The sequence below is a fragment of the Pseudomonas sp. 14P_8.1_Bac3 genome, from assembly GCF_025466085.1.
GTDB lineage: Bacteria > Pseudomonadota > Gammaproteobacteria > Pseudomonadales > Pseudomonadaceae > Aquipseudomonas.
Genome location: NZ_JANLOD010000007.1, coordinates 65,243 through 89,605, shown reverse-complemented (window position 1 = coordinate 89,605; position 24,363 = coordinate 65,243). Strand labels below are relative to the sequence as shown.

General features: G+C 62.5%; 20 protein-coding genes. 10 read left to right on the top strand and 10 right to left on the bottom strand.

Features of this window, described 5'->3' with window-relative positions; translation table 11 throughout:
* The 5 genes from NTD84_RS02830 to NTD84_RS02810 form a co-directional block, all read right to left on the bottom strand.
* The gene (locus NTD84_RS02830; protein ID WP_262163416.1) at positions 1-1,212 is read right to left on the bottom strand and encodes a thiolase family protein; all 1,212 of its coding nucleotides are present in this window, start codon (positions 1,210-1,212) and stop codon (positions 1-3) included.
* Positions 1,213-1,294: 82 nt separating this feature from the next.
* Positions 1,295-2,965 carry a DUF1302 domain-containing protein gene (locus tag NTD84_RS02825; protein WP_262163414.1) on the bottom strand — a complete coding sequence of 557 codons (1,671 nt, stop codon included), beginning with the start codon at positions 2,963-2,965 and terminating at the stop codon, positions 1,295-1,297.
* A gap of 67 nt (positions 2,966-3,032) precedes the next feature.
* Positions 3,033-4,118, bottom strand: coding sequence for an MBL fold metallo-hydrolase (locus NTD84_RS02820; protein WP_262163412.1), 1,086 nt, complete (start codon positions 4,116-4,118; stop codon positions 3,033-3,035).
* Positions 4,111-5,964 (bottom strand): long-chain-acyl-CoA synthetase, encoded by a 1,854-nt coding sequence (locus tag NTD84_RS02815; RefSeq protein ID WP_262163410.1) that lies wholly within the window; start codon positions 5,962-5,964, stop codon positions 4,111-4,113. Before NTD84_RS02815 ends, NTD84_RS02820 begins: the two co-directional genes overlap by 8 nt.
* Positions 5,961-7,046, bottom strand: a complete 1,086-nt coding sequence (locus NTD84_RS02810; RefSeq protein WP_262163408.1) for an alkene reductase — start codon at positions 7,044-7,046, stop codon at positions 5,961-5,963. Before NTD84_RS02810 ends, NTD84_RS02815 begins: the two co-directional genes overlap by 4 nt.
* 253 nt (positions 7,047-7,299) lie before the next feature.
* Here NTD84_RS02810 and NTD84_RS02805 point away from each other — a divergent pair, with 253 nt between their 5' ends.
* Positions 7,300-8,628, top strand: coding sequence for a spinster family MFS transporter (locus NTD84_RS02805; protein WP_262163407.1), 1,329 nt, complete (start codon positions 7,300-7,302; stop codon positions 8,626-8,628).
* Positions 8,629-8,669: 41 nt separating this feature from the next.
* Positions 8,670-8,945, top strand: a complete 276-nt coding sequence (locus NTD84_RS02800; protein ID WP_262163405.1) for a hypothetical protein — start codon at positions 8,670-8,672, stop codon at positions 8,943-8,945.
* Here the strand turns inward: NTD84_RS02800 and cysQ are convergent.
* Complete coding sequence (gene cysQ, locus NTD84_RS02795; RefSeq protein WP_262163404.1) at positions 8,933-9,697, bottom strand: 3'(2'),5'-bisphosphate nucleotidase CysQ; 765 nt, start codon at positions 9,695-9,697, stop codon at positions 8,933-8,935. The genes NTD84_RS02800 and cysQ overlap by 13 nt on opposite strands.
* 437 nt (positions 9,698-10,134) lie before the next feature.
* Between cysQ and cysD the strand changes: the two genes are divergently transcribed.
* The 8 genes from cysD to NTD84_RS02755 all read left to right on the top strand — a co-directional run bounded on the left by cysD (position 10,135) and on the right by NTD84_RS02755 (position 18,321).
* Positions 10,135-11,727: a sulfate adenylyltransferase subunit CysD gene (gene cysD, locus NTD84_RS29880; protein WP_315975559.1), complete on the top strand. Its 1,593-nt coding sequence runs from the start codon at positions 10,135-10,137 to the stop codon at positions 11,725-11,727.
* Entirely contained in the window at positions 11,727-13,640 is a 1,914-nt protein-coding gene (gene cysN / locus NTD84_RS02785) for a sulfate adenylyltransferase subunit CysN (protein ID WP_262163402.1), read from the top strand. The genes cysD and cysN overlap by 1 nt, the downstream gene beginning before the upstream one ends.
* A 46-nt stretch (positions 13,641-13,686) precedes the next feature.
* Positions 13,687-14,799 (top strand): DUF1214 domain-containing protein, encoded by a 1,113-nt coding sequence (locus tag NTD84_RS02780; RefSeq protein WP_262163401.1) that lies wholly within the window; start codon positions 13,687-13,689, stop codon positions 14,797-14,799.
* Positions 14,796-15,983, top strand: coding sequence for a sulfotransferase family protein (locus NTD84_RS02775; protein WP_262163399.1), 1,188 nt, complete (start codon positions 14,796-14,798; stop codon positions 15,981-15,983). Before NTD84_RS02780 ends, NTD84_RS02775 begins: the two co-directional genes overlap by 4 nt.
* A gap of 20 nt (positions 15,984-16,003) precedes the next feature.
* On the top strand, positions 16,004-16,459 hold the full coding sequence (locus NTD84_RS02770) for a nuclear transport factor 2 family protein (protein ID WP_262163397.1): 456 nt from the start codon (positions 16,004-16,006) through the stop codon (positions 16,457-16,459).
* A 20-nt stretch (positions 16,460-16,479) separates the two neighbouring features.
* Entirely contained in the window at positions 16,480-16,947 is a 468-nt protein-coding gene (locus NTD84_RS02765) for an SRPBCC domain-containing protein (RefSeq protein ID WP_262163394.1), read from the top strand.
* 40 nt (positions 16,948-16,987) lie between these two features.
* Positions 16,988-17,779, top strand: a complete 792-nt coding sequence (locus tag NTD84_RS02760) for an SDR family oxidoreductase (protein WP_262163393.1) — start codon at positions 16,988-16,990, stop codon at positions 17,777-17,779.
* Positions 17,780-17,865: 86 nt separating this feature from the next.
* Complete coding sequence (locus NTD84_RS02755) at positions 17,866-18,321, top strand: nuclear transport factor 2 family protein (RefSeq protein WP_262163390.1); 456 nt, start codon at positions 17,866-17,868, stop codon at positions 18,319-18,321.
* Positions 18,322-18,498: 177 nt separating this feature from the next.
* Here the strand turns inward: NTD84_RS02755 and NTD84_RS02750 are convergent, their stop codons facing one another.
* The 4 genes from NTD84_RS02750 to NTD84_RS02735 form a co-directional block, all read right to left on the bottom strand.
* Positions 18,499-19,857: a DUF1329 domain-containing protein gene (locus NTD84_RS02750; protein ID WP_262163388.1), complete on the bottom strand. Its 1,359-nt coding sequence runs from the start codon at positions 19,855-19,857 to the stop codon at positions 18,499-18,501.
* A 115-nt stretch (positions 19,858-19,972) separates the two neighbouring features.
* Positions 19,973-21,655, bottom strand: a complete 1,683-nt coding sequence (locus tag NTD84_RS02745; protein WP_262163386.1) for a class I adenylate-forming enzyme family protein — start codon at positions 21,653-21,655, stop codon at positions 19,973-19,975.
* Positions 21,656-21,987: 332 nt separating this feature from the next.
* Entirely contained in the window at positions 21,988-23,130 is a 1,143-nt protein-coding gene (locus NTD84_RS02740) for an acyl-CoA dehydrogenase family protein (RefSeq protein WP_262163385.1), read from the bottom strand.
* Positions 23,127-24,347: an acyl-CoA dehydrogenase family protein gene (locus tag NTD84_RS02735; protein ID WP_262163383.1), complete on the bottom strand. Its 1,221-nt coding sequence runs from the start codon at positions 24,345-24,347 to the stop codon at positions 23,127-23,129. Before NTD84_RS02735 ends, NTD84_RS02740 begins: the two co-directional genes overlap by 4 nt.
* Positions 24,348-24,363: the final 16 nt, after the last annotated feature.

The window sequence follows — 24,363 nt, the reverse complement described above, 5'->3', positions numbered from 1 at the left end:
TTATGCTCCCTGAAGTATCAATGCGCCCTGCTCACTCATCACGCCACCGGTGCCGGAGACGTAGACGCTGTCGCAGCGCCCCAACTGGCGCTCGCCAGCGGTGCCGGCGATCTGCGTCACCGCCTCGATCACCTGGCTCATGCCACCGGCCGAAGCCGACTGGCCGAAACTGAGTTGACCGCCGTGGGTGTTCATCGGGAAATCGCCACGCCAGGTCAGGTCGTGTTCGCGCACGAACGCCATGCCCTCGCCCTTGCCACAGAACCCGGCATCTTCCAGGGTCAGCAACGTGGTGATGGTGTAGCAGTCGTAGATCTGCGCGGCGTCGACGTCCTTGGGCTTGATTCCGGCCATGGCGAAGGCTTTCCGGGAAGCAGGGCCAATCGGCGTGTTGAGCATGTCTTCGGCATAGGACGGCGACTTGAATGCCAGGTGCTCACCAAAGCCGGTGATGAAGGCCGGGCGTTTGCGCGACCGCGCCGCCACTTCCTTGTTGGTGATGATCATTGCCGCGCCACCGGCCACCGGCATGACGATCTCCAGCACGTGCAACGGATCGGCGACCATTTTGCTGGCCAGGACCTGCTCGATGGTCAACGGTTGGCCGTAGAACATCGCTTGCGGGTTGGCCAGGGCGTTGGTGCGCTGGTCGACGGCGATCTTCGCCATGGCCCGCTGGTCGTAGGCGTATTGCGCGGCATAACGCTGGGCGATCATCGCGTAGCCGGTGTTCTGCCCCATGTGTCCGTAAGGCAGATCGAACTCGGCTTCGGGGGCGCCGAATGCCGTGCTGTGTCCACCAAAGCGCATGGACCGGGCCATCCAGCCAGGGTCTTCATCCGGGCCCAACGGCGCCATGCGCGCGGGAATCACGCACAACACGGCCTGGCACAGCCCCAGTTCGATCGCAGCGGCGGCGCGCCAGACCATGCCCACCGATGTGCAGCCGCCCAGGTCCACCACTTCGGCGAAGTTCAGGCGCAAGCCGAGGTACTCGGCAGCCATCGCCGGTACAAAGACCGACGCCTCATGAAAATGCGGGCCGTTGATCACCAGGCCATCGAGGTCCGAGGCTTTGAGTCCGGCGTCGCGCAGTGCCTGGGCCGCCAGGTCGGCGACCTGCTCAAGGTGGAACATCCGCGGCGCGGTCGCGTATTTTTCCGGTTTGTATTGCGCGGTGCCAACAATGGCCGCATGCCCTTTGAGCCCCATAGTGCCTCCATGCCGAAGCGTCGGGCTTCGGCCAGTTCAAGGTTGTGTTCAAGCCCGTAAGTCACGGACACCGAGTGATGGATCAGAAGGTGTATTTCATCGAGAACGTGGCGTAGTCACGGTCCGCGAACGGACGATCGATCGGGTCGGGCTCGCCCAGGTAGGCGATGTATTTCAGGCCGACTTCCAGATTGCTCAGGTATTTGAACGTGGTGCCCATGCTTAGACGTCGGTCGCCTGCGACTCCGGAGATGCTCCCGGCCATGGGCGTGGAGCCGCTGAAGACGTTGGAGAAGCTGAAGGGGACTTCCAGATCCCAGCCTTGGAAAACTCCCGGATAACTGAACGATGCGCCCACGGTGTAGGCGCTGGAAGACTTGGTGCGGTAACCGCCGCTGGTGCTGTAGGTGTAGTCATCGGATGGGGCCACTAGAGTTGCCACGGCGGGCACGAGGTTGAGACCTTGCAGGTTGGGCGCAGCCGACGTGGATTCGACGCTGTCGACCTGCACGCGGATGACTTCGGCGGTCAGCGTGGTCTGGTTGGCCCACGGACGGTCCCCCAGGATACGCATCGCCGACAACTGCATTTGCTGGCCCTTGCCCTTGGCCGGCACGGCGCCAAGTCCGGTATTGACCATCACCGGCGCACCGTCGCGGTACGACCATTCGCCGCCAATCTGGTATTCGCCAATCTTGGTCGAGGCACTGATGCCGGTCAGCTTGATGTCTTCGAAATACTTGATCCGGTAACCATTAGGGCCGGTCATGGCATACAACCCGCCACCCAGCGCCCGCGGGTCGTAGCCGACCAGGGCGCTGGCCGGGTTCTTGTCGTGATAGTTGACGTGGAACAGCGACAGTTCGATGGCCGGCACCGGGCGGTAGCGCACTTGCACGCCCCACTGGCCGCCATCGCGCGGTTCGTCGGTGCCGCGATAGGCGACCTTCTGGCCGTTGGCATAGAGGAACTCACGACCCGGCCCCACCACATCGCTGCTCGACAGGTAGCTGCCCACGGGCGGAAGTTCGGTGCCTTTCCATTCGTATTGCACATAGGCGCCGAAGGTGATGCTGGGGTTGAGCCGGTACGAACCGGAGAACTGCCCTACCGGCAGCAGCACTTCCTTGACTTCAACCCCCGGCTGCGAAGCTTTCACCGCGTCAGACGGGTTCTGGACGCCGTTCACCCCCGGGTAGTACAGGCTCTCGCCCCAGGACTCGATGTGTCGCCCGGCCTTGACGTCGAGCATGGTGTCGTTGTCAAAGCGCCAGCCGCTGAATACGTAGGCATCGAGCAGGCGGGTACGACCGCCGCTGTAATAGCGGGTGTCGCTGGTGAACTCGTCGTTGCTGCCGTTCTTGTTCACGGTGGCCGGCGAATCGTTATCGTTTTTCTGGTGGTAGACGTCGTCGTAGAAGGTACTGCCGCGCACCACGGCACCGTAGTTGTCCTTGCGCAGGATAAGTTCTCCCAGCGCCCCCACGCGGTTGGTCGTCAGGCTGCCGCGATCGAAGTTGCGGTTGGCATCGTCGGCGTTGATCGTCTTCAAGCGATCGCTCTGGCTACCGGTGCGCACACCGATGCCATAACTGGTGGTCACCGACCAGTCCATGGTCGCGCCGTTGTCGAACTCGACCGTGTCACCGGCCCATACCGGTGTCGACGCCAGCGCGATGGCTGCCGCCAGGCCCGTGACCTGAAACGTGCTCGAACCCATGACCGTAGAGTTATTGTTGTTTTTGTTGATCACACTGACTCTCCTGAAGGGCAGCCGGCTGGCTGCCTGGAATGTTCAACACGGCTGCCGTGTCGCCCGCTCAGAACACCCTGAGCGGTGTAACAGCGCACGCTCCCCTTACAGCACTCCGGTAGCGATAGCGCCCCCGGTCCTCTTCCCGCTCGAGCGCACCTTCAGCCACCAGGTAGTTGGCATGGGCCAACGTTTCGCCGAGCGCCATCAGTTCGTCGAAACGACCCGACAACTTGGGAAACAACACGGCCATCAGTTCGAGCGCGGTGCGCGGCTCGTCACAGCTGGCCAGCAGCAGCGCCAGATGCCCGCGGTGATGGGCTTCCAACTGATCCAGGCGCGTGTGCAAATTGAAAAACGGTCGCTCATGGGCCGGCAGCACCAGCACGCTGTCGGGCAAGGCACGCAGATGTTCGATGGAGTCAAGCCAGTCGCGCAGCGGGTCGGCCAACGGTTCGGTAGCGTGCACGCCGACGGTCGAGGTGATGCGCGGCAAGACCTGGTCGCCGGAGATCAGCAGGCCGTCTTCGGCGGCATACAGGCAGGCGTGTTCCGGTGAGTGACCGCGACCGATGACCACCTGCCAGGTACGACCGCCGATGTGCAACTGGCTGCCTTCGCGCAAACGGCGGTAATGGTTCAGTGGCGCGGGGAGGAAGTGAGCGTTGCTCATCACCGCGAACATCTCGGCACTTCGCTCGTCATCGACACCCGCCTTGCGGTAAAAATCGAGCAAGTCCCAGCCCGGTGGACGATCACCGGGAAACCTGAGGTGCAGCGCGTGGAATTCGCTGAAGGTCATGTACACCGGGCAGTGAAAGCGTTCCGAAAGCCACGCGGCCACCCCGGCGTGATCGGAGTGAAAGTGGGTGCAGACCACCGCCAGCAGCGGCAGGCCGTCGCACACCTGGGTCAGTACCTGATCCCAGACTTCGCGGGTCTGCTCGGTGTTCATGCCGGTGTCCACCACGACCCAGCCATCGGTATGGCGCAGCAGATAGAGGTTGATGTGATCCAGGCGGAACGGCAGCGGCATGCGCAGCCACCACACCCCAGGCGCCACCTCGCGCACCTGACCGGCGTCGGGCGCCTGCGGCCAGGGATAACGCAGGCCGCCGCGCAGTTCGTGACCGTTGTCGTCGAGATCAGCCATGGTCAGCCACCGCGAAAGGTGCCAGCCCGGCGCGCGTCAGCGCCTCGACCGAGTAAGGCACATACGTGCGGGCCTGATCGTCGCGAATGAACAGCGGATCGTGGCACAGATCCGGGCAATAACCCTGGCGCTGCAGGTCGACCTTGCGCAGCTTGAAGCTGGCGGTCAGGTCTGCCGACCGGGTGACCCGAATGAACACCGGGGCCGCATAGCGCGGCAGGCGCGCTTCGGTCAGGGCATACAGGGCCTGCGGATCGAATGCGCGATCAGCCTGCATCAGCACCGCGGCCATCCCGGCACGGCCTTCATGCCCCGGCACCTGGACACCGTAAACGTTGATCAGCTCGAGGCCTGACAGATCGCTCAGGGCGTCGGCCACTTCCTGGGTCGACACGTTCTCGCTTTTCCAGCGATAGGTGTCGCCGATGCGGTCGACGAAATAGCAGTAGCCATCGGCGTCCTCGCGCAGCAGGTCACCGGAACTCCAATAGGCATCGCCCTCGCGCAGCACATTGCGGCGGATCTTGCTCTCGGTGGCTTCGCTCGAGGTGTAACCCTCGAAACGGCCGCCGCCGATCTCCGGGTGATCGACGATGAAGCCCATGGCCTCACCGATTTCGCCGACGTTGCACAGCTGGTAGAAACCGTTTTCGTCCCGTGGATGGCAGTCGTTTTCAATGTCGTAACGCACCAGACGCAGGTTGGTCTTGTTCCAGTCCGGCACCCGTCCGCAGGAACCGAAATAGTTATCGACGTTGATCAGCGCGGCATTCGCCTCGGTAGCGCCCCACCCCTCGAACACCTGGATCGGGCCAAAGCGTTCCAGCCAGCGCTGCCAGGAATCCGGCGACAGGCCGGCACCGAGCATGCAGCGCAGGCTGTGCTCGCGTTCGCCCGGTCGCGGTGGCTGGTTGAGCAGGTAGCGGCAGATTTCGCCGATGTACTGAAAAATGCTGATCTGATGGCGCGCGACGTCATTCCAGAATTCACGCACGCTGAACTTGCGCCGCACCACGATGGCCGCACCGGCCCGTAGCGCCGTCGATGTCACCGACGTGGCAGCGGCGCCGTGGTACAGCGGCAGGCAGCAATAGAACACGTCCTCGCACGTGACATTCAACGTGGCCTGCATCACATCCCCCGAAGACATCCAGCGCATGTGGCTGTAGCGCGCCGCCTTGGGCAGGCCGGTGGTGCCGGAGGTGAAGATCAGTAGCGTCGGGGTCTGCGCATCGATGTGCGCGCGGATATCGCGGGGAAACGGTGTGCGCGGGGCCTTCTCCAGGCGCGCATCGAAATGCCCGTCGACGCCTTTAGGCAACACATCCGCCCACGGGTTTTCCGGGTCACGTATCAGCCAGCACGGCAAATCCGGAAACCCTTGCGTCGCCTGCACGTTGGCCAGGCATTCCTCGCCGACCACCAGCGCTTTGGCTTCGGTGGTCTGCAAGGCGTGCAACAGCGGGCGGCCGTTGACCTGGGTGTTGATGAACGCCACTACCACGCCGAGCTTGACCAGGCCGAACCAGGTGCAGAAAAACGCCGGACGGTTTTCCATGGCCAGGGCGCAGACATCGCCTGCGCGCAGGCCGTTGGCATAAAAGGTATGGGCCATCTGGTTGGCCCGCGCATCGACCTCGAAGTAGCTGAGGCGCTGTTCGCCATAGATCAGAAACGTCCGCTCGCCCTGCTCGCGCGCCTGATGCTCCAGGCGGTCGGCCAGGGTGAAGAGGTCGCGGGGCTTGATCAGCCCGGCAGCCGCCGAACGCTGGTCAAGCAGGGCCTGGGTCTGCTCCCGTGGCACCGGGCGGTTCGGCAACAGGCGGGTCACGTCATTCAGGTTCATGGCGTCACCTCCTGGGCAGCTGCTTGATAGGCGGGGTAATCCGAGTAGCCGGTCGAGCCCGGTGTGTAGAGGGTCTTGCGGTCGAAGCGACTCAGCGGCAGGCCGTGCTTCAAGCGCTCGACCAGATCGGGGTTGGCAATAAAATGACGACCGAACGACACAGCAGCACCCTCGCCCGACGCGAGCGCTGCGCTGGCCGAAGAGCCGTCGAAACCATCGTTGAGAATCAACGCGTGAGGGCTGTGTTTGCGTGCCAGAGCAAAGGCATCGAGGTCGAGCAACGGCGAACGCATGATGTGCAGGTAAGCCAGGCGCAGCGGCGCGACGGCTTCGCACAGGGCCGCCGCAGTGGCCGCCGGATCGATGTCTTCAATGTCGTTGTAGGGGTTGCCGGGACACAGGCGAAATCCGACGCGTCCGGCGCCAATCGCATGGACCATGGCCTCGATCACTTCCTTGGCAAAGCGCACGCGGCCGCGCGCATCGCCACCGTAGGCATCGCTGCGCCGATTGCTGCCGCTGGCCATGAACTGCATCGGCAGATAGCCGCTGGTGCAGTGCAGCTCGACGCCGTCGAACCCGGCCTGACGTGCATTGATTGCGGCCTGGCGATAGTCTTCGATGACGTCAGCGATGCCTTGTAGCGTCAGGGCCTGGGGCTCGTCGGTGTCCACCAGCCCCGCGCTGTCACTGAACACCTGGGTGCGTGCACGCAGTGCCGAAGGCGCCACCGTGGCAGCCCCTGCCGGCTTGTTGTGCTGACTGGCGGCGCGACCGACGTGCATCAGCTGCAGGACGATGCGCCCACCCTCGGCATGCACCGCGTCGGTGACCTGCCGCCAACCGTCGATCTGCTCGCGACTGTAGATGGCCGGCGTGCGGCAATAACCCAGGCCGCTGGCGGAAGGCGCCGTGCCCTCGGCTACAATCAGCCCGGCACCGGCGCGCTGGCGGTAGTACTCGACCATGTCGCTGCCGGGTATCGCGTCGACCAGGGCGCGGCTACGCGTCATCGGCGCCATGACAATGCGGTTGGCCAGTTGCAGCTCGCCCAGGGTAACCGGCTCGAACAGGACGCTCATTTCAATTCCTCAGCTTCTTATTGTTTTCGGGTGGCCGCCGGGCCTGCCGCTAACGGGGCAAGTGCCGACTGACCAGCGAAGATGGGCTGAATGATTGATCCTGAGCGCGAGCGAAACATCGTCCGACAAGACTAGGTTTGCCCGGGTGCACGGCGGTTTGTCCGCGGGTGAAAAATGGTCTGAACGGACGATGAGAAAAAACCGCGGCGAGCCGAGCATCGCGATAACCAGAACAAAACCGGGAGCACCCGCAGTGAACCATCCTCCACTCGTGACATGGCGAACGCACTACGCGCTTTTCGTGCTCGCCAGCATCTACGTGTTCAACTACATCGACCGCCAGTTGATGGCGATCCTGATCGAGCCGGTGAAGCTCGAATTCGGCATTTCCGACACCGGGATCGGCCTGCTCTCGGGCGTCACCTTCGCCGTGTTCTACACCGTGTTCGGCTTCCCGCTGGGGCGCCTGTCGGACCGCATCGGGCGCAAGCCGGTCATCGCTTTCAGCTGCATCGCCTGGAGCCTGATGACCATGCTCTGCGGCGTGGCCGGCAACTTCCTGACCCTCGTGCTGGCGCGGGTCGGGGTGGCCGTGGGTGAGGCCGGCGGCACGGCACCGTCGGTGGCCATGGTTTCGGACCTGTACCCGGCTAACCGTCGCTCAACGGCCCTGGCATTCCTGATGCTCGGCTCGAGCCTGGGGGCGATAGTCGGGCTCGGCCTGGGCGGCTGGATCGCCCAGCACCATGGCTGGCGCTACGCCTTTTTGTTGATCGGTGCGCCGGGAATTCTCCTTGGCCTGCTGCTGCTTTTGACCGTGCGCGCGCCCAAGCGGGTAACGCCACTGAGGAACGTCGCGGCACTGCAGGACGGCTGGTTCAAGACCCTCGTCGAGCTGTTTCGCATGCCCTCGTTTCTGTGGCTGGTCCTCACCGGTGGCGCCGCGGCGATTGCCGGCTACGCCATCGGCACCTGGAGCCCGAGCTTCCTGATCCGCTCCCACGGCCTGAACATGCAGGAGGCCGGTTTTCTGGTGGGGGTGGTGGGTGGCACCGGGTCGACCGTCGGGACGCTGGTCTGTGGCGTGCTCACCGACCGCATGGCGCGCCGCGATGTCGGCTGGCAGATCGGCGTGCCGCTGCTGGGCACACTGCTCAGCATCCCCCTCGCGCTGGCGTATTTTCTCTGGCCGCAAGGCACGGCCTTTCACATCGGAAGCATCGCCGTGCCACAAGCCTTCCTGTTCTACAGCGCCTTCGGCTTCTTTGGCGTGTGGTGGGCAACGCCTTGCCTGAGCGCCATCACCCACCTCTTCCCGGCCACGCGACTGGCCCAGGCCACGGCGATTTTCGTCATGTCCATGACCCTGCTGGGCGTGGGCGTCGGGCCGCTGCTGGTCGGGATGCTCAGCGACTTCTTCGTGCCACGCCTGGGCAGTGAATCCCTGCGTTATGCCCTGGCTGCGTCCGTGTCGATGCTGGCGCTGGCCAGCGTGTTCCTGACGTTGGCGCTGCCACGTTACCGCCAACAGATGAACAACCCCGCTCCGCTTGCCGCACCGGTCCAGGCCGTGACGGCCTGAACCCGGTTCTGTCACACGACACAGAACCTGTAGGAGCGAGCATGCTCGTGATGGTCGTCAACGATAATGTGGGCAGCCAGACACCCCGAGGCGCGCTCGGGTTTTTCGCGAGCAAGCTCGCTCCTACAGTGTTTGGTGTGATCCGGATTCCATCACACGACGCAGAACCTGTAGGAGCGAGCATGCTCGCGATGGTCGTTAACGATGACGCGGGCTGCCTGAATGAACGCAGCGCTCTGGTGTTCATCGCCAGCAGGCTGGCTCCTACAGGGTTTGGTGTTGATTCCGCGCGCAAGTCTGGGATCTATAGACCCTGAGCATAGAAATGCGGGTTATCCAAACCAGGCTTGCCGTAACACAGCACATCCCCGTCCAGTGTGCGGATCTGGCCACCGGCCGCGACCAGCACGGCATGGCCCGCGGCGATGTCCCATTCCATGGTGCGCCCCAGGCGCGGATACAGGTCTGCCTCGCCGGCCGCCACCAGGCAAATCTTCAGCGATGAGCCGGCGCTTTTCAGTGATCGCACCGGGCGTCCGTCGAGGAATTTCTCCAGCGCCTGAGCATCGCCATGGGAGCGGCTGGCAACCACGTCCAGGCCCTCTGGCGCCACGGCACGGCAGTGGATGGGCTGGCGTTGCCCAGCCTGTTCGATAAAGGCGCCACCACCAAGGGCACCGGCAAACAGGCGCTCCAGCGCGGGCGCGAGGACCACGCCGAGCACCGGCTCACCGTGATCGATCAGCGCGATGTTGACGGTGAATTCGCCGTTACGATTGATGAATTCCCTGGTGCCATCCAATGGGTCCACCAGCCAGAAGCGTTCGCCCACCTCGGGCACCTGGCCGGCTGCGGCGGCCTCTTCCGAAATCACTGGAATCTGCGGCGTACGCGCGGCCAGGGCCTGCAGAATCAAGGCCTCGGCGCGCTCGTCCGCTTCGGTCACCGGCGAGGCATCGTCTTTGCCACGCACCTCGAAATCCGAGCGATACACCTCCAGCACCACCTCGCCCGCTGCGCGAACGATAGCGATGACATCTTCCAGCAGAACAACCATTGACTCGTTCATGAGACCTCTCCTGTTTTTATTCTTCGTGTAGTCCATACAGCCTATGCGCCGTTTTTCGGATCCGGGAACAGTACAGACATCCACACCTTGGCCAATCAGCGAATGGATGTTTAACAGGAGTTCCTGTGTCCCGCGGCAATCAGCTCTCCGTTCCACAGATCAACCAGCTGCGCCTGCGCGCCGTGAAGTTGCGCATCGCCGGCAGCACGCTCAAAGCCATCAGCCAGGACACCGGCTTGTCGTCGCCGACCATCATCTCCGCCTACAAGGCGTGGCAAGCCGGTGGCTGGAAGGCCGTGCCCGTACGCGAACGCGGGCGCAAACCAGGTGAAGGTCGCAGCCTCTCTGCAGAGCAGGAACAGACTATCTATCGCTTGCTGGTCAGCACGCCGCCGGAACGGCACCAGTTACCGTTCCTGCTCTGGCACCTGGAAGCGATGCAGGCACTGGTCAAGCGCCTGCACGATATCGAGTTGCCGGAACGCACCGCCGCCCATTATCTGCAACGCTGGCAGCTCAATGCCGAGCGCCCGGCAAAGCGCATCGCGAATGCGTCGCTGGCGGTGCAGCGCTGGTACCGCAGCACCTACCGGGACATTCTCGAGCAGGCTCGTCAACAGAACGGCGAAATCCACTGGATCGACGACTACGGGGCGCGCAGCGACCAGGGCAAGCTCAGTCACGGGGTACTGCGCGCGGTCAGCAATCGCGGCAAGGTGCTCTGGCTGCCCTACGAAGACGGGTTACGCGCGCCCCACCTGGAAGCGTTCTTCGAGCGCCTGCATCGCTCCACCGAACGCACCGTGTTCGCCCTGCTCTCGGGGATGCACTGGCAGCGCGCGGCCACCTTTATCACCTGGGCCGGCGAACACGCCGAACGGCTGCATCTGTTCCATCTGCCTGAAGCCAGCGCAATGCTCAGCGGCGCCCGCGAACTGGCGTCGCAGATCAGTCGGCAAGCCGCGCGTGTCAGCCCTGACGATGCACCTGCCAGGGTCGCCAATCCCCTGCCCCGCGACCCTATGCTGCAGATGTTGCACCGTATGTTAAAACATCAAGTCGCGCATAAGTCCGAATCGCAGCGGTTGTACGTTGAAAAACGACAACAACAAAAAGCGAGAGGAAAATCGATGACGCTTACCCACCTGCAACGACTGGAAGCCGAGAGCATCCAGGCCATGCGCGAGGTTGTCGCCGAAGCGGACAACCCGGTCATGCTCTATTCCATCGGCAAGGACAGCGCGGTCATGCTGCACCTGGCGATGAAAGCCTTTTACCCCGCCAAACCGCCCTTTCCGTTACTGCACGTCGACACCACCTGGAAGTTCCAGGAGATGTATCGCTTCCGCGACCAGATGGTGGCCAAGCTGGATGTCGACCTGCTGACCCACACCAACCCCGAAGGCATAGAAATGGGCATCAGCCCGTTCAAGCACGGCTCGCAGATCCACACCGACATCATGAAGACCGAGGGTCTGAAGCAGGCGCTGGATCACTACGGTTTCGATGCGGCGTTTGGTGGCGCTCGTCGCGATGAAGAAAAATCGCGGGCCAAGGAACGGATATTTTCCTTTCGCTCCGATCGGCATCGCTGGGACCCGAAGAACCAGCGACCGGAACTGTGGCACCTGTACAACACGCGCAAACACAAAGGTGAGTCGATCCGCGTGTTCCCCCTGTCCAACTGGACCGAGCTGGACATCTGGCAATACATCTATCTGGAAAACATCCCGATCGTGCCGCTGTATTTCGCTGCACCGCGCCCGGTGGTGGAGCGTGACGGCATGTTGATCATGGTCGACGACGAGCGCATGCCGCTCAATCCGGGCGAAGTGCCGATGATGCGCAACGTGCGTTTCCGCACGCTGGGTTGCTACCCCCTGACCGGTGCCGTCGAATCCGATGCGGACACCCTGCCCAAGATCATTCAGGAAATGCTGTTGACCCGCACCTCCGAGCGTCAGGGGCGAATGATCGACCACGACGCGTCCGCATCGATGGAGAAGAAAAAACAAGAGGGGTATTTCTGATGGCACACGTATCTGACCTGATTGCCGAGGACATCGGCCAATACCTCAAGGCCCACGAGCACAAGAGCCTGCTGCGTTTCATTACCTGCGGCAGTGTCGACGATGGCAAGAGCACCCTGATCGGGCGCCTGCTCTACGATTCGAAAATGCTCTTCGAAGACCAGATGGAAGCGCTGGAGGCCGACTCGAAAAAAGACGGCACACAAGGCGGCGAACTGGACTTTGCCCTGTTGGTGGACGGCCTGGCTGCCGAGCGCGAACAAGGCATCACCATCGATGTGGCCTACCGCTTTTTCTCCACCGACCTGCGCAAGTTCATCGTCGCCGACACCCCCGGTCACGAGCAGTACACCCGCAACATGGTGACCGGTGCGTCCACGGCGGACGTGGCCGTGGTGATGATCGATGCCCGCCGCGGTGTGCTGACCCAGTCCCGGCGCCACAGCTTTCTGGCCTCGCTGCTGGGCATTCGCAAAGTGGTCCTGGCCGTCAACAAGATGGACCTGATGGACTACTCGGAGAAGGTCTTCAACGCCATCGTCGATGACTATCGCCCGTTCGCCCGGCAGATCAATCTGGAGGATTTCACCGCCATTCCGATGTCTGCGCTGCGGGGTGAAAACATCACCGAACAAAGCGAGCACATGCCGTGGTATCGCGGCACCACGTTGATGGGCTACCTGGAAACCGTCGAGATCGACGAAGCACGCCAGCAGAAGCTGTCGTTCCGCATGCCGGTGCAGTGGGTCAACCGCCCCAACCTGGATTTCCGCGGGTTCGCGGGCACCATCGCCAGTGGCGTGATCCGTCCCGGCGACCGCGTGCGGGTGCTGCCGGGCGGACAGGAGAGCCGCATCTCACGCATCGTCACCCTCGACGGTGACTTGCAACAAGCGCTGGCCGGACAGTCCATCACCCTGACCCTGAGCGACGAAGTCGATTGCAGTCGCGGCGATGTCCTGTCGACTGCCGAAGACCCGACCAGCGTGGCCGACCAGTTCCAGGTCAACCTGATCTGGATGCACGAGCAACCCATGCTCGCCGGGCGCCCGTACCTGATGAAGATCGGCGGCAAGACCGTGCCAGTGACCTTGTCGGTGCCCAAGTACAAGATCAACGTCAACACCATGGAGCACCTGGCGGCCAAGGAACTGGCGCTGAACGAGATCGGTGTGTGCAACCTGTTCACCAGCCAGCCGATCGCTTTCGATGCCTACAAGGACAATCGCGAGACCGGCAGCTTCATCCTTATCGACCGCCTGAGCAACGCCACGATCGGCGCAGGCCTGATCGATTTCTCCCTGCGTCGCTCGCAGAACATTCACATGCAGCACGTGGACGTGAACAAGAAAGCCCGCGCCGAACAGATCGGCCAGCAACCGGTGTTGCTCTGGTTCACCGGTTTGTCCGGCGCCGGCAAGTCGGCCATCGCCAACCTGCTGGAAACCCGTCTCTACGCTCGCGGCCGCAGCACTTACCTGCTCGACGGCGACAACGTGCGCCACGGCCTCAACCGCGACCTGGGCTTCACCGATGCCGACCGTGTGGAAAACATCCGCCGGGTGGCCGAGGTGTCGAAGCTGTTCGTGGATGCCGGCCTGATCGTGTTGACCGCGTTCATCTCGCCGTTCCGTTCCGAACGCGAAATGGCGCGCGGCCTGCTGCAGGAGGGTGAATTCATCGAGATCTTCGTCGACACGCCGCTGTCCGTGGCCGAGGAGCGCGATCCGAAGGGTCTGTACAAGAAAGTCCGGCGTGGCGAACTGAAGAACTTCACCGGCATCGACTCGCCGTACGAAGTGCCGGACAAGCCGGACATCCATATCGAAACCAGCAAGCTGACGCCCGAGGGTGCAGTGGATCGCATCATCGCGGTGCTGGTCGAGCGCGGCATCATCGCTAAAGAGATCTAGTCCCGACGCCCGGTTCGCCGGGCGTTCAACTCAAGAGAGTCTAACAATGACAATCAGCTCTATTGACGAACAACGGCTCGTGACTGGCCAGACCTGGGCCACGTTCTGCGATCACCTCAAACGCTGCGGCGAGCAGATCCTGCGCCCCGAAGCACCCGCCGATGCCGCCACCCGCGCCGAAGGTTTTCGCTACCTCACGCGCCTGTTGCGCATTGGCCTGGAGATGCACATCGAGTTTGCCGACCCGGCCTTCCCCAGCTTCTTCAAGACCTCCCACGAGAGCGCGAAGATCGGTGCCGACAACCCGGACAATCTCTACGAATATTCGCGCCTGGACGGCACGCTGCAATACCGCATCAAAGGCCAGCGCGGCAGTGTCGCGTACCTGAGTTTCGGCACCCAGAAAGGCGGCTATGAAACCGACGGCACCTTGACCCAGACCGGTTTTATCGACGCCAGCCAGCTACAGGTCGATGCCCAGGGCAACTTTGAAATCATCCTCAGCGGCGAAGCGCAACCGGGTAACTGGTTGAAGATGGAAGACGCCACCAACGCGCTGATCGTGCGCCAGACGTTTCTTGATCGTGGGACCGAAGTGCCGGCCAAACTCAGCATCGAACGTATCGGCACCGATGCCAAGCCGCCGGCCCTCGACCCGGCCACCTTTCAGCAAGGCCTGGCGCGGGTGTCGAGCTTCGTCGAGAACACCGCCAGATTGTTCGCCGACTGGAGCGAGAGTTACCTGCCCCACAGCAATCAACTGCCACCGGCCAACCAGGCGCTGTGCCAGTCGGTGGGCGGCGACCCGAACATTTTCTACTACCACTCGCACTGGGCGCTGGCCGCCGATGAAGCGCTGGTGATCCACATCGACAAGGTGCCGGAGTGCGACTTCTGGAACCTGCAGATCAACAACTACTGGATGGAGTCGCTGGACTACCGCTACCACCGGATCTGCGTCAACAAACACCAGGCGCGCTACGACGAAAACGGTGGCGTCACCCTGGTCCTCAGTGAGCTGGACCCTGGCGTGAACAACTGGCTGCAAACCGCTGGCGTGCGCCAGGGCACGATGTGCCTGCGCTGGGTCGGCGCCCAGGAGCAGTGCCATCCCACCACCCGGGTCGTCAACGTATCTGCTGTCGCGGAGGCCCTATGAACACGATCACCCTGATGGAAGATTTGACCGTCGAAGGCCTCTTGGCCAGCGCCATCGCGCGCAGCAACGGGCTGAGTTATTTCGGCGACGACAACTATCGCGAGTCTTTGCAGGCCTTGCTCGATGCACTGGCTACCGAGGCGCAGCTGTCGCCGACCGGCCTGCAAGTGCTCGAGGAAAGGCTGGTGGGACAATTGGTCAACCGCCTGGTGATGGAGGACTACCTCAAGCGCTATCCGCAAATCACCGAAACGCCGATCGACGACCCGTTAGTGATCGTCGGACTGCCGCGCACCGGCACGACTATGCTCCAGCGCACCCTGGCGGTTGACCCGCGTTTCTACTCGGCGGCCTGGTGGGAAACCCGCTATCCGTCACCGCTGGCAAACGAAACCCTGGCCGCACCGACCCAGCGCATTGCCCAGGCCAAGGCCGAGGTCGAGCTGATGGCCCAGGTCATCCCGCAGATCCTCGCCATCCACCCACTGGACGCCATGCTCTGCGACGAGGAGTTCATGCTCATGGAGCATTCCTTCATGTGCGCGATGGACGCCTACGTCAACGTCCCCAGCTACACCCGCTGGCTCGATCAGCAAGATCAGCGGCCGGTCTACACCCAGCTGAGAAAAATGCTGCAGTTCCTGCAGTGGCAGAAAACACAACGGGGTGAACCGGCGGGCCAGCGTTGGCTGCTCAAAGCGCCGCAACACCTGCATACCCTGCATTTGCTGCTGGATGTCTTCCCCAAGGCGCAGGTGATTCTGACCCACCGCGAACCCGCCCAGACCATCCCTTCCATGGCCAGCATGGCCCACACCCTGTGGCAGATGTACAGCGACAACCCGGATCCGAAAGCCGTGGGCGAACAGTGGAACAGCCGCATGGCGCGTGGCATTCGTCACACGCTGCAGGTTCGCGAACAACACGCGGCCGAGCGTTTCCTGGACGTCAACTTCGCCGACACGGTGACCCAGCCGATGCTCGTGCTGGAACGGGTCTACGCCTTTGCCAACCTGCCGTTCACCGACCAGGCCCGAGCCGACGCCCAGCGCTGGCTGTCGCAAAACAGCCGGGAAAAACGCGCCAGCCACGACTACAGCCTGGAACGCTTCGGGCTGACAGAAACACAGATGAGCCAGGACTACAGCGAATATCGCGCCCGTCATCTGAGCGTCAATCACTGAGCGAACACGCGAGGTTTCCCATGTTGGATCTGCAAGCAATCGAGCTGATCAAACAGCTCAAGGCACGCTATTTCCGCGCCATCGACACCGGCAATATCGAGATGCTCCAGGGCATGCTCACTGACGATGTCGCCCTGTCGTTCAAGAGCCCGGCCTATGAATTTCGGGTCAACGGCCTGGACGATGCGCTGGAGTTCTACCGCACCTCGTTCACCAAGACCCGCCTGGCCACCCACAACGGCCACACCCCGGAAATCGAGGTCGACGGCGACCACGCCACGGCCCTCTGGTACCTGAGCTACGTGTTCATCAACCTCGAGGACAACACCCATATGCACGGCAGCGCGATCTACCAGGATCGCTACGTCAAGCGCGACGGGCGCTGGATGATCGCCGAGACGGGTTACCAGACCCTGCTCGAGACGGTCGAGCCCTTGAGCGAACACCTGCAGATCACCTCCCGCCCCATCAACTGATCACCCAACAGGAGACCGTCATGGCCAGAGCCGAAAACATCGTGACCTCCCTCACCGTGGAAATTAACGCCCCCGCCCGCGTGGTCTGGGACGTGCTGATTGATCTGGACAACTACCACCAGTGGAACAGCTTCTGTCCCCACATCCAGTGCGGCCTGCAAATCGGTGACGAGGTGCACATGCAGGTACGCAACCCCGCTACCGGCGAAACCGTTCCGGTGTTCGAATACCTCGTGGCCTGCGACCCCGAGCGACTGTTGTCCTGGGAGCAGCGTCCGGTTCCGGAAAACATGGACGCCGCCCGTCGTGACCAATACATCGAGGCCATCGACGCCAACCGCTGCCGCTATTTCACCACGGATATTTTCCTCGGACTGAACCAGGACACGATCATGCGCGAGCACGGTGCGTGGGTAAAAACCGCCTTCGATCAGGTGGCCCTGGACCTCAAGCGCCGTGCTGAAGCGCTGCACGCAAACGGCGCGTGAGCCGCCGATTTCCCCTCATAAAAACAAGAAGGTAATTGCCATGTTGCTGAAGGATAAAGTGGTCATCATTTCCGGGATCGGTCCTGGGCTGGGCATCAAGCTGGCCGTACGGGCGGCGGAGTATCAGGCCAAAGCCGTGGTGTTGGCCACGCGAACCCCCGCCAAGCTCGATCTGGCCGAAAAAGCAGTTCGTGACGCTGGCTACAGCACGCCGATCCTTAAAGTCCCGACCGACATCACCCAGGCCGAACAATGCCGGACGCTCGCCGACCTGACCCTCGAGCACTTCGGCCGCATAGACGCGCTGATCAATTCCGCCTACGCCCATGGTGCCTGGGGCAGCGCTTCCGAGTCGGTGATGGACGACTGGCGCAACGCGATGGACGTCAATCTGTTCGGCACCCTGCACATGACCCAGGCCGTGCTGCCGCAGATGAAAAAGCAGCAGTCGGGCAGCATCGTCATGATCAACACCATGGCCACACGCACCCCCAACCAGCTGGAGTCCGGCTATGCCGTCTCCAAGGGCGCATTGAAAACCGCCGTGCAGTATTTGGCCCAGGATCTGGGCCGGTTCGGCATCCGCGTCAACTCTACGTTCATGGGCTGGATGTGGGGCGCGCCGGTCATCGGTTACTTCAAGAGCGAAGCCCAGCGACTGGGCGTGCCGATGGAGTCGCTGGTCGATCAGGTCGCCCAGCAAATCGCGTTGCGCAAGATCCCCGACGACAGCGACTGCGCGATGGCCGCCCTGTACCTGGCCAGCGATTACGCCAAGGTCATTACCGGCGCGCAACTGGACGTCAATGGTGGTCACTTCCTGCCCTGCTGATTAGCCAGGGGCGACAGCGATGTCGCCTCCTTCAGCCCTCACACAATGGTCATGTGACCATCACCGCTTCCCTGGAGATTACCGACATGTTGGATCTCGTTGCCATCGAGCAGATCAAACAGCTCAAGGCCCGCTATTTTCGTGGTATCGACACCTGCAACCTCGACCTGCTGCGCAACATCCTGGCACCTGATGTGAAGATCAGTTTCGACAGCCCGACCTATCAGTTCGAACTCAACGGGATAGACGAAGCCATCTCGTTCTACCGCGCCAACTTCACCCACCGTCGTTTTGGCATGCACCACGGCCACACCCCGGAAATCGAAGTCAACGGTGACGAGGCGACGGGGCTCTGGTACCTGAACGACGTGTTCATCAACCTCGATGCGCAAACCCTGCTCAACGGCAGCGCGATCTACGAGGATAACTACGTCAAGGTGCAAGGCGAGTGGCGCATCCTGCGTACCGGTTACAAGCGACTGCTGGAGATGATCGGTCCACTGGATCCGCAATGGTCGATAACCTCACAACCAATCAACTGACTGACATTTCCCTGTAGGAGCGAGCTTGCTCGCGATGGTCGTGAACGATAACGCGGTAAACCAGATGCCCCTCGGTGCCCTCAGGTTTTTCGCGAGCGTGCTCGCTCCTACAGGGGGATTTTCGGGTAAAAAAAAGCCCCATCGGATTCGATGGGGCTTTTGTCATTGCAACAGGGCTTAGCGCCCGATGGCTCGCGCCGCGTCCGCGGTGTACTGGTCAGGAGTGAATTTGCCTTCGTTGAGCACCGGGCCTTTCTTCGCTTCGTTGGACATGCCGTAGCCGGTGTACTGGCCAGAGTTCAAGTCGAGGAAGAACTGCGAACCCGCCTGCCAGCCGCTCATGTCGGGATGGTAGTAGTAATTGACCATCGCGTGCTTCCACAGTTGCCCACGGGCATCGTAGTTATCGGCCATGACGGCGTTCCAGGTGTCCTCGTCAATGAATAGCACGCGCTTGCCATAGACATGGCGATAGCCTTCCTTGAGGTCGGCTTCCAGCACCCACACCCGGCGTAATTCATAACGCATGAAATCGGGGTTGGGATGGTTGGGGGTCAGGATGTCGGCGTATTTGACGTTCCCGGCATTGGCCTTGAACGCGTTCGCCGGGCTGTAGATTTCACGTTTACCGATCAGCTTCCAGTTGAAGCGCTCCGGCGAGCCGTTGAACAGGCGGTCCTCGTCGACCGTCATGGTGCCATTGGTACCGATCATCGGTTGATCGTAGCCGTAGCCCGGCAGCTGCCGCACGCGCCGGGTCGACGGGCTGTAGGACCAGGCCTGACGCGACTCAGTGACGAAGTTGTAGGGTTCGTGGGAGATGCTCAACGTGCCGTTGTCGCGGGTCGGTTTCAGGGTCATGTTGTTGCTCATCGCCTGAATCTTGCCATCCGTACTGGGGTCGACCGTCGGCGAGTTGGCCTGCGACAGGTTACGCGCGTAGGCACGCCCCCAGCCGATGCTGCCATTCGGCAGGACCGAGGCCAGGTCGGTGGTTTTTTCCTCGGTATAGGCGCGCGCCGGCAGTTGGTGGTTCCACAGCAATTCCATGCCGTTCTTGGGTATCGGGAATGGCACCTGGCCGAGCCCGGTGAAACCTGCCCCGTCGTTGACCAGTTTGGCGTGCAACGCGTTATCCATTGCCCGACGGCAGACGTAATCGGGGTAGCGGAAATCCCGGTGGCCCGGGTAGATGTTCATCTTGTAGGTGGTCGGGTATTTCTTCAGCAGGGCCTTCTGCCCTTCGGTCAGGTGCGACTCGTACTGACTCATGTTCTGCGCAGTGATCACCAGGATTGGCTTTTCGGCAGCGTAAGGATCAACCGGCTGATCGCCGGAATACTTCACGTGATTCCAGCCCGGCACTTCGCCCAAATACTTGCCGGTGTACGGTGGAATGGTGCCCTCGGCGTTCCCCGCCTGCTCGGCGCCGACACAGGTGAGCTCCTTGCCCAGTTTGGCGGCTTCCTGAGGGGATACTTCGGCGTGCGCAAAACCCATCAGCCCGCTATTGGCTGAGACTGCGACCGCGAGCATGAGACCTGTTCTTGTTATTTTCATGTATTGCCTCCTTCGCTGATAAGGCTGTGTGGATGGACCTATTGTTCGTGTCCTGCCGGCCGAGACATCGTCCAGAAAGACTAAGGAGGCGTCATGCGCCCAACTTTTCCTGCAGTTGTGCCTTGAGCACCTTGCCGGTGGCATTGCGTGGCAGCGGTTCGAGTACCCGATAGACCTGCGCCGGCACTTTGTAGGCGGCCAGACGCTCGGCGATGAATGCGCAAATCTGCGCCTCCTGGGGCAGCCGCGAGGCCTGGCCATGCACCGCCAGCCCCACCGCTTCGCCCAGCAACGGATCGGCGATGGCGAAGGCCGCCGCTTCCAGGACACCGGGCATATCGAGGATGCAGGTCTCGATTTCAGCGGCGGAAATTTTCTCGCCACCGCGGTTGATCAGCTCCTTGACCCGGCCGGTAATAGTCAGAAAACCCTCGTCGTCGAGGTAGCCGACATCACCGGTGTCGAGCCAACCGTCGCGCAGGGTGTGTGCCGTGGCTTCGGGCAGACGCCAGTATTCAATCATGAGCGTTGGCGAGCGCAGCCAGATCAGCCCACGCGTGCCCGCCGGTTGCGGTTGGTGCGGATCGGCGCCGATGCGGATATCGACGATTGGCAAGGCCCACCCCGCCGTCGCCGGTTTGTACACGAACGCGTCGCCACCGATGGCAGCGCCAATGCCATTGCTTTCGGTCAGGCCGTAGCCGGCACCGCCGATGGCATCGGGCTTGAGCTTGAGCATGCCGTCCAGCACGCTCGCGGACGACGCACCGCCGCCAAGACCGAGGCCGAACAAGCTGGCGGTTTCCTCGCTGCCAAAGCGTGGCGATGCGAGCAATTGCTGCATCATGACCGGCGCGCCATTGAACTGGGTGCAACGCTCGTCGCGGATCAAATCCAGCGCCTGCTCCACATCCCATTTGTACATCAGCAGCAAGCGCCGCCCCCCGCGCAGGGCCGAGAGAAACTGCGCATGCAAACCGCTGACATGAAACAGCGGAACAGCGCCCAGCGTGGTGGGCGGGTAACCGCTGTTGATCACCGCGCCAATGCGCTCGGGCGAACTCATGGCACAAAAAGCGCCCTGGAAATCCAGGGCATAGAGCGCCTGGCAGATCGCCCGATGGCTGGACACTGCGCCCTTGGCACGGCTGGTAGTGCCGGAGGTGTAGAGGATCAGCGCCGGCGCATGGGGATCGATGTCCAATGAAGGTACGGGCAATGCCGGAGCGCTGATCAGGTCTTCGTAGCGTCGGCAATAGTCGGGCAATGTCCCGCTATGCGCTCCGACGACTATCGTGGCCCGCTGCTCGCGGGCCAGGTCGTCGTGCAAGGTGGTGAGGCGCACTTCGTCGCACAGCAGCAAGCGCGAACCGCTGTCCTGCAAGGCGTATTGCAACTCGTCGCGCAGGCCCCAGCTGTTAAGCGGCACACACACCGCACCGCAGCGCTGGATCGCGGCAAACGCCACCAGCCATGCCGGTTGGTTGCGCATGGCAATCGCCACACGCTCGCCCGGCCGGAGGCCAAATTGCTCGATCATCTGCCCGGCAAGGCGGTCGACCTGATCAAAATATTGATTGAAGGTCAGGCGTTGCGTCTGCCAGATCAGGAATTCACGGTCGCCATGGACGCGACCGGCGTCGATCACCTGCAACAGATCATGCGCGGCCTGTCGGAAATAACGTGGGCCGCCGTCATCAGGCGTCACCACTTCAAAAGGCGCACCGGGGGCGATCAGTTGTCGCCACGCGGTTTGCCAGCGTTCAATGCTCATTATTGTTTTCTCCAGAACAACCGAAAGACCTGTGGGAGCGGGCTTGAGTCGTGCTCATGGTTTGCGTACACCCCGCGATACCTGTGGGAGCGAGCCTGCTCGCGATGAGGCCGGCATAGCCAACATCGGCGTCGCCTGACACACCGCCTTCGCGAGCAGGCTCGCTCCCACAGGGGGATCGAGTCGTGCTCATGGTTTGCGTACACCCCGCAATACTTGTGGGAGCGAGCCTGCTCGCGATGAGGCCGGCACTGCCAACATCGGCATCGCCTGACACGCCGCCATCGCGAGCAGGCTCGCTCCCACAGGGGGATTGAGTTGTGCTCGGGTATCTACGCGTTAGCCAGGTACCGCTCGCCGTGGAAATCCCGGTCGCCCAGGCAGCTTTGGGCAACGCGCACGCGCTTGAGGTACAGGCCGACGTCCAGCTCGTCGGTGACGCCAATACCGCCGTGCATTTGCACCGCTTCGTTGGCCACCTTGATCGCGGTGTCGCCGGCCTTCCATTTCGCCAGGCTGACCAGCCGTGCCCGCGTGCGGGTATCGGTGCTGACGTCATCCAGGGTCGCCAGAGCCGCCATCAGGGCGCTGCGGCTCAGCGCGAGGTCGATGTACATCTGCGCGGCGCGATGTTGCAGGACCTGGAAGGTGCCGATCGGCGTGTCGAACTGCACGCGGGTCTTGAGGTATTCCAGCGTGGTTTCGAACAGTTGCTCGGCCATCCCCAGCAGCTCCGCCGCGAGGCAGGCCCGGCCCCGATCCAGCGCGATTTCCAGCGCCGTCCAGCCCTCGCCCAATGCACCCAGCAGCGCTTCGCTGCCCAGTTGCACCTGGTCCAGTTGCAGACGTGCGCTGTTGCGCGAATCGATGAGGGGCAAGGCGCTGACGATCACCCCCGGTGTATCGGCCGGCACCAGGAACAGGCTGATGCCTTGCGTGTCGCCCGGTTGCCCGGACGTGCGCGCCACCACCACATAAGCATCGGCGCCCACGCCATCGACCACCCAATACTTGTCGCCATGCAAGCGGTAACCCTGCCCCTCTGCCTTCGCTTCCAGGGCCACGTGGCTCGGGTCATGGCGCGAACGTTCGTCCACGGCCAGGGCCAGGCGCTGCTGACCAGCGATCAGCGCTTGCAGCCCTTGCGACTGCTGAGTTGAACTGCCTGCCAGATGCAGCAGCGAACCGCCCAGCACCACACTGGACAACAGCGGCGTAGCGGACAGGTTGCGGCCGATGGATTCGAAGATCGGTCCCAGACCTTTGCAGCCGAAATCCAGGCCGCCGAACGCTTCAGGAAACGGAATCGCGCTCCAGCCCAGGTCCACCGCTTCGCGCCACAGTTGCGGGTCGAAGCCCAGAGTCACCGCTTCATCGCGCAATCGGCGCTGGGCACTGACGGGGCTGCGAGCCGCAAGAAAATCCCGGGCGCTGTCGGCCAGCAAACGCTGGTCGTCGCTATAACGCAGGCTCATGGCTGTACTCCTGTTTTCACCGCGGGTTTCTTCACTTCCGGCAAACCAAGCACACGCTTGGCGATGACATTGAGCTGGATCTCCGAGGCGCCGCCCGAGATGGTCAACGCGTAACTGTTCAACCAGGCTCGGGTGATCGCCAGTTGTTGCTCGCTGAAAGCCGGACTTTCCCAGCCAAAGGCATGCCCGGCCATGGCATCGAGCAGCACTTCGAACTTGTCGCGCTCCTGTTCGGTGTGCACCAGTTTCATGATCGACATCAGGCCGCCGATGTCATCGCCGGCCCGCGCCTCCTCGCCCATGCGCTGCACGGTCAGGTTGTAGGCATGCTCGTTCATCGCACAGGCGCTGGCCCGAGCCTGCAAGGCATATTCGCTTTGAGTCTTCGGCGCAGGCACGTATTCGCGCATCAGGGCCAGCAGGTCGAAGTGCGACGGCAGGCTGAATTCGCCGAATTTCGACATCGCCTTGCGCTCGTGCTGCAGCAGGTACTTGGCCAGGTTCCAGCCACCGTTCAGCGGGCCGATCAACTGGCTCTTGGGCACTTTCACACCGTCGAAGAACACCTGGCAGAACGCCGACTTGCCGCTGATCAAATCGATCGGCTGCGGCTTGACGCCGGGGCTGCGCATGTCCAGGACAATCAGGCTGATGCCTTCGTGTTTCGGCGCGCTGAAGTCGGTGCGCACCAGGGCGTACATCCAGTCGGATTTGTCGCCATACGAGGTCCAGATCTTGCTGCCGTCCACCACGAAATGATCGCCGGCATCGCGTGCCGCCATTTTCAGGCTGGCCAGGTCGGAACCGGCGTTAGGCTCGGAAAATCCCTGGCACCAGCGCACTTCACCACGGGCGATGGGCGGCAGCAGATCGCGTTTCTGTTGCTCGCTGCCGAACGCCAGCAGCACCGGCCCGAGCATCCAGATGCCGAGGTTGATCTGCGGCGGCCGACATTTGATCCGACGCATCTCGCTTTCCAGTACCGCCAGTTCCTCGTCGCTCAGCCCGGCGCCACCGTACTCCTCGGGCCATTCCGGGCAGAACCAGCGCTTGTCGCGCATGCGCTCGAACCAGAGGCGCGCGTCTTCACAGGGAAATTGCGGATTCTGGCTGCCCCACACCACGTCGCCTTCCGCCATGCCGGTGCGCATTGACGGCGGGCAGTTCGCCTCCAGCCAGGCACGGGTTTCGTGCCGGAATTGCTCGATAGTGCTCATGAAAGTCCCCTTCGAC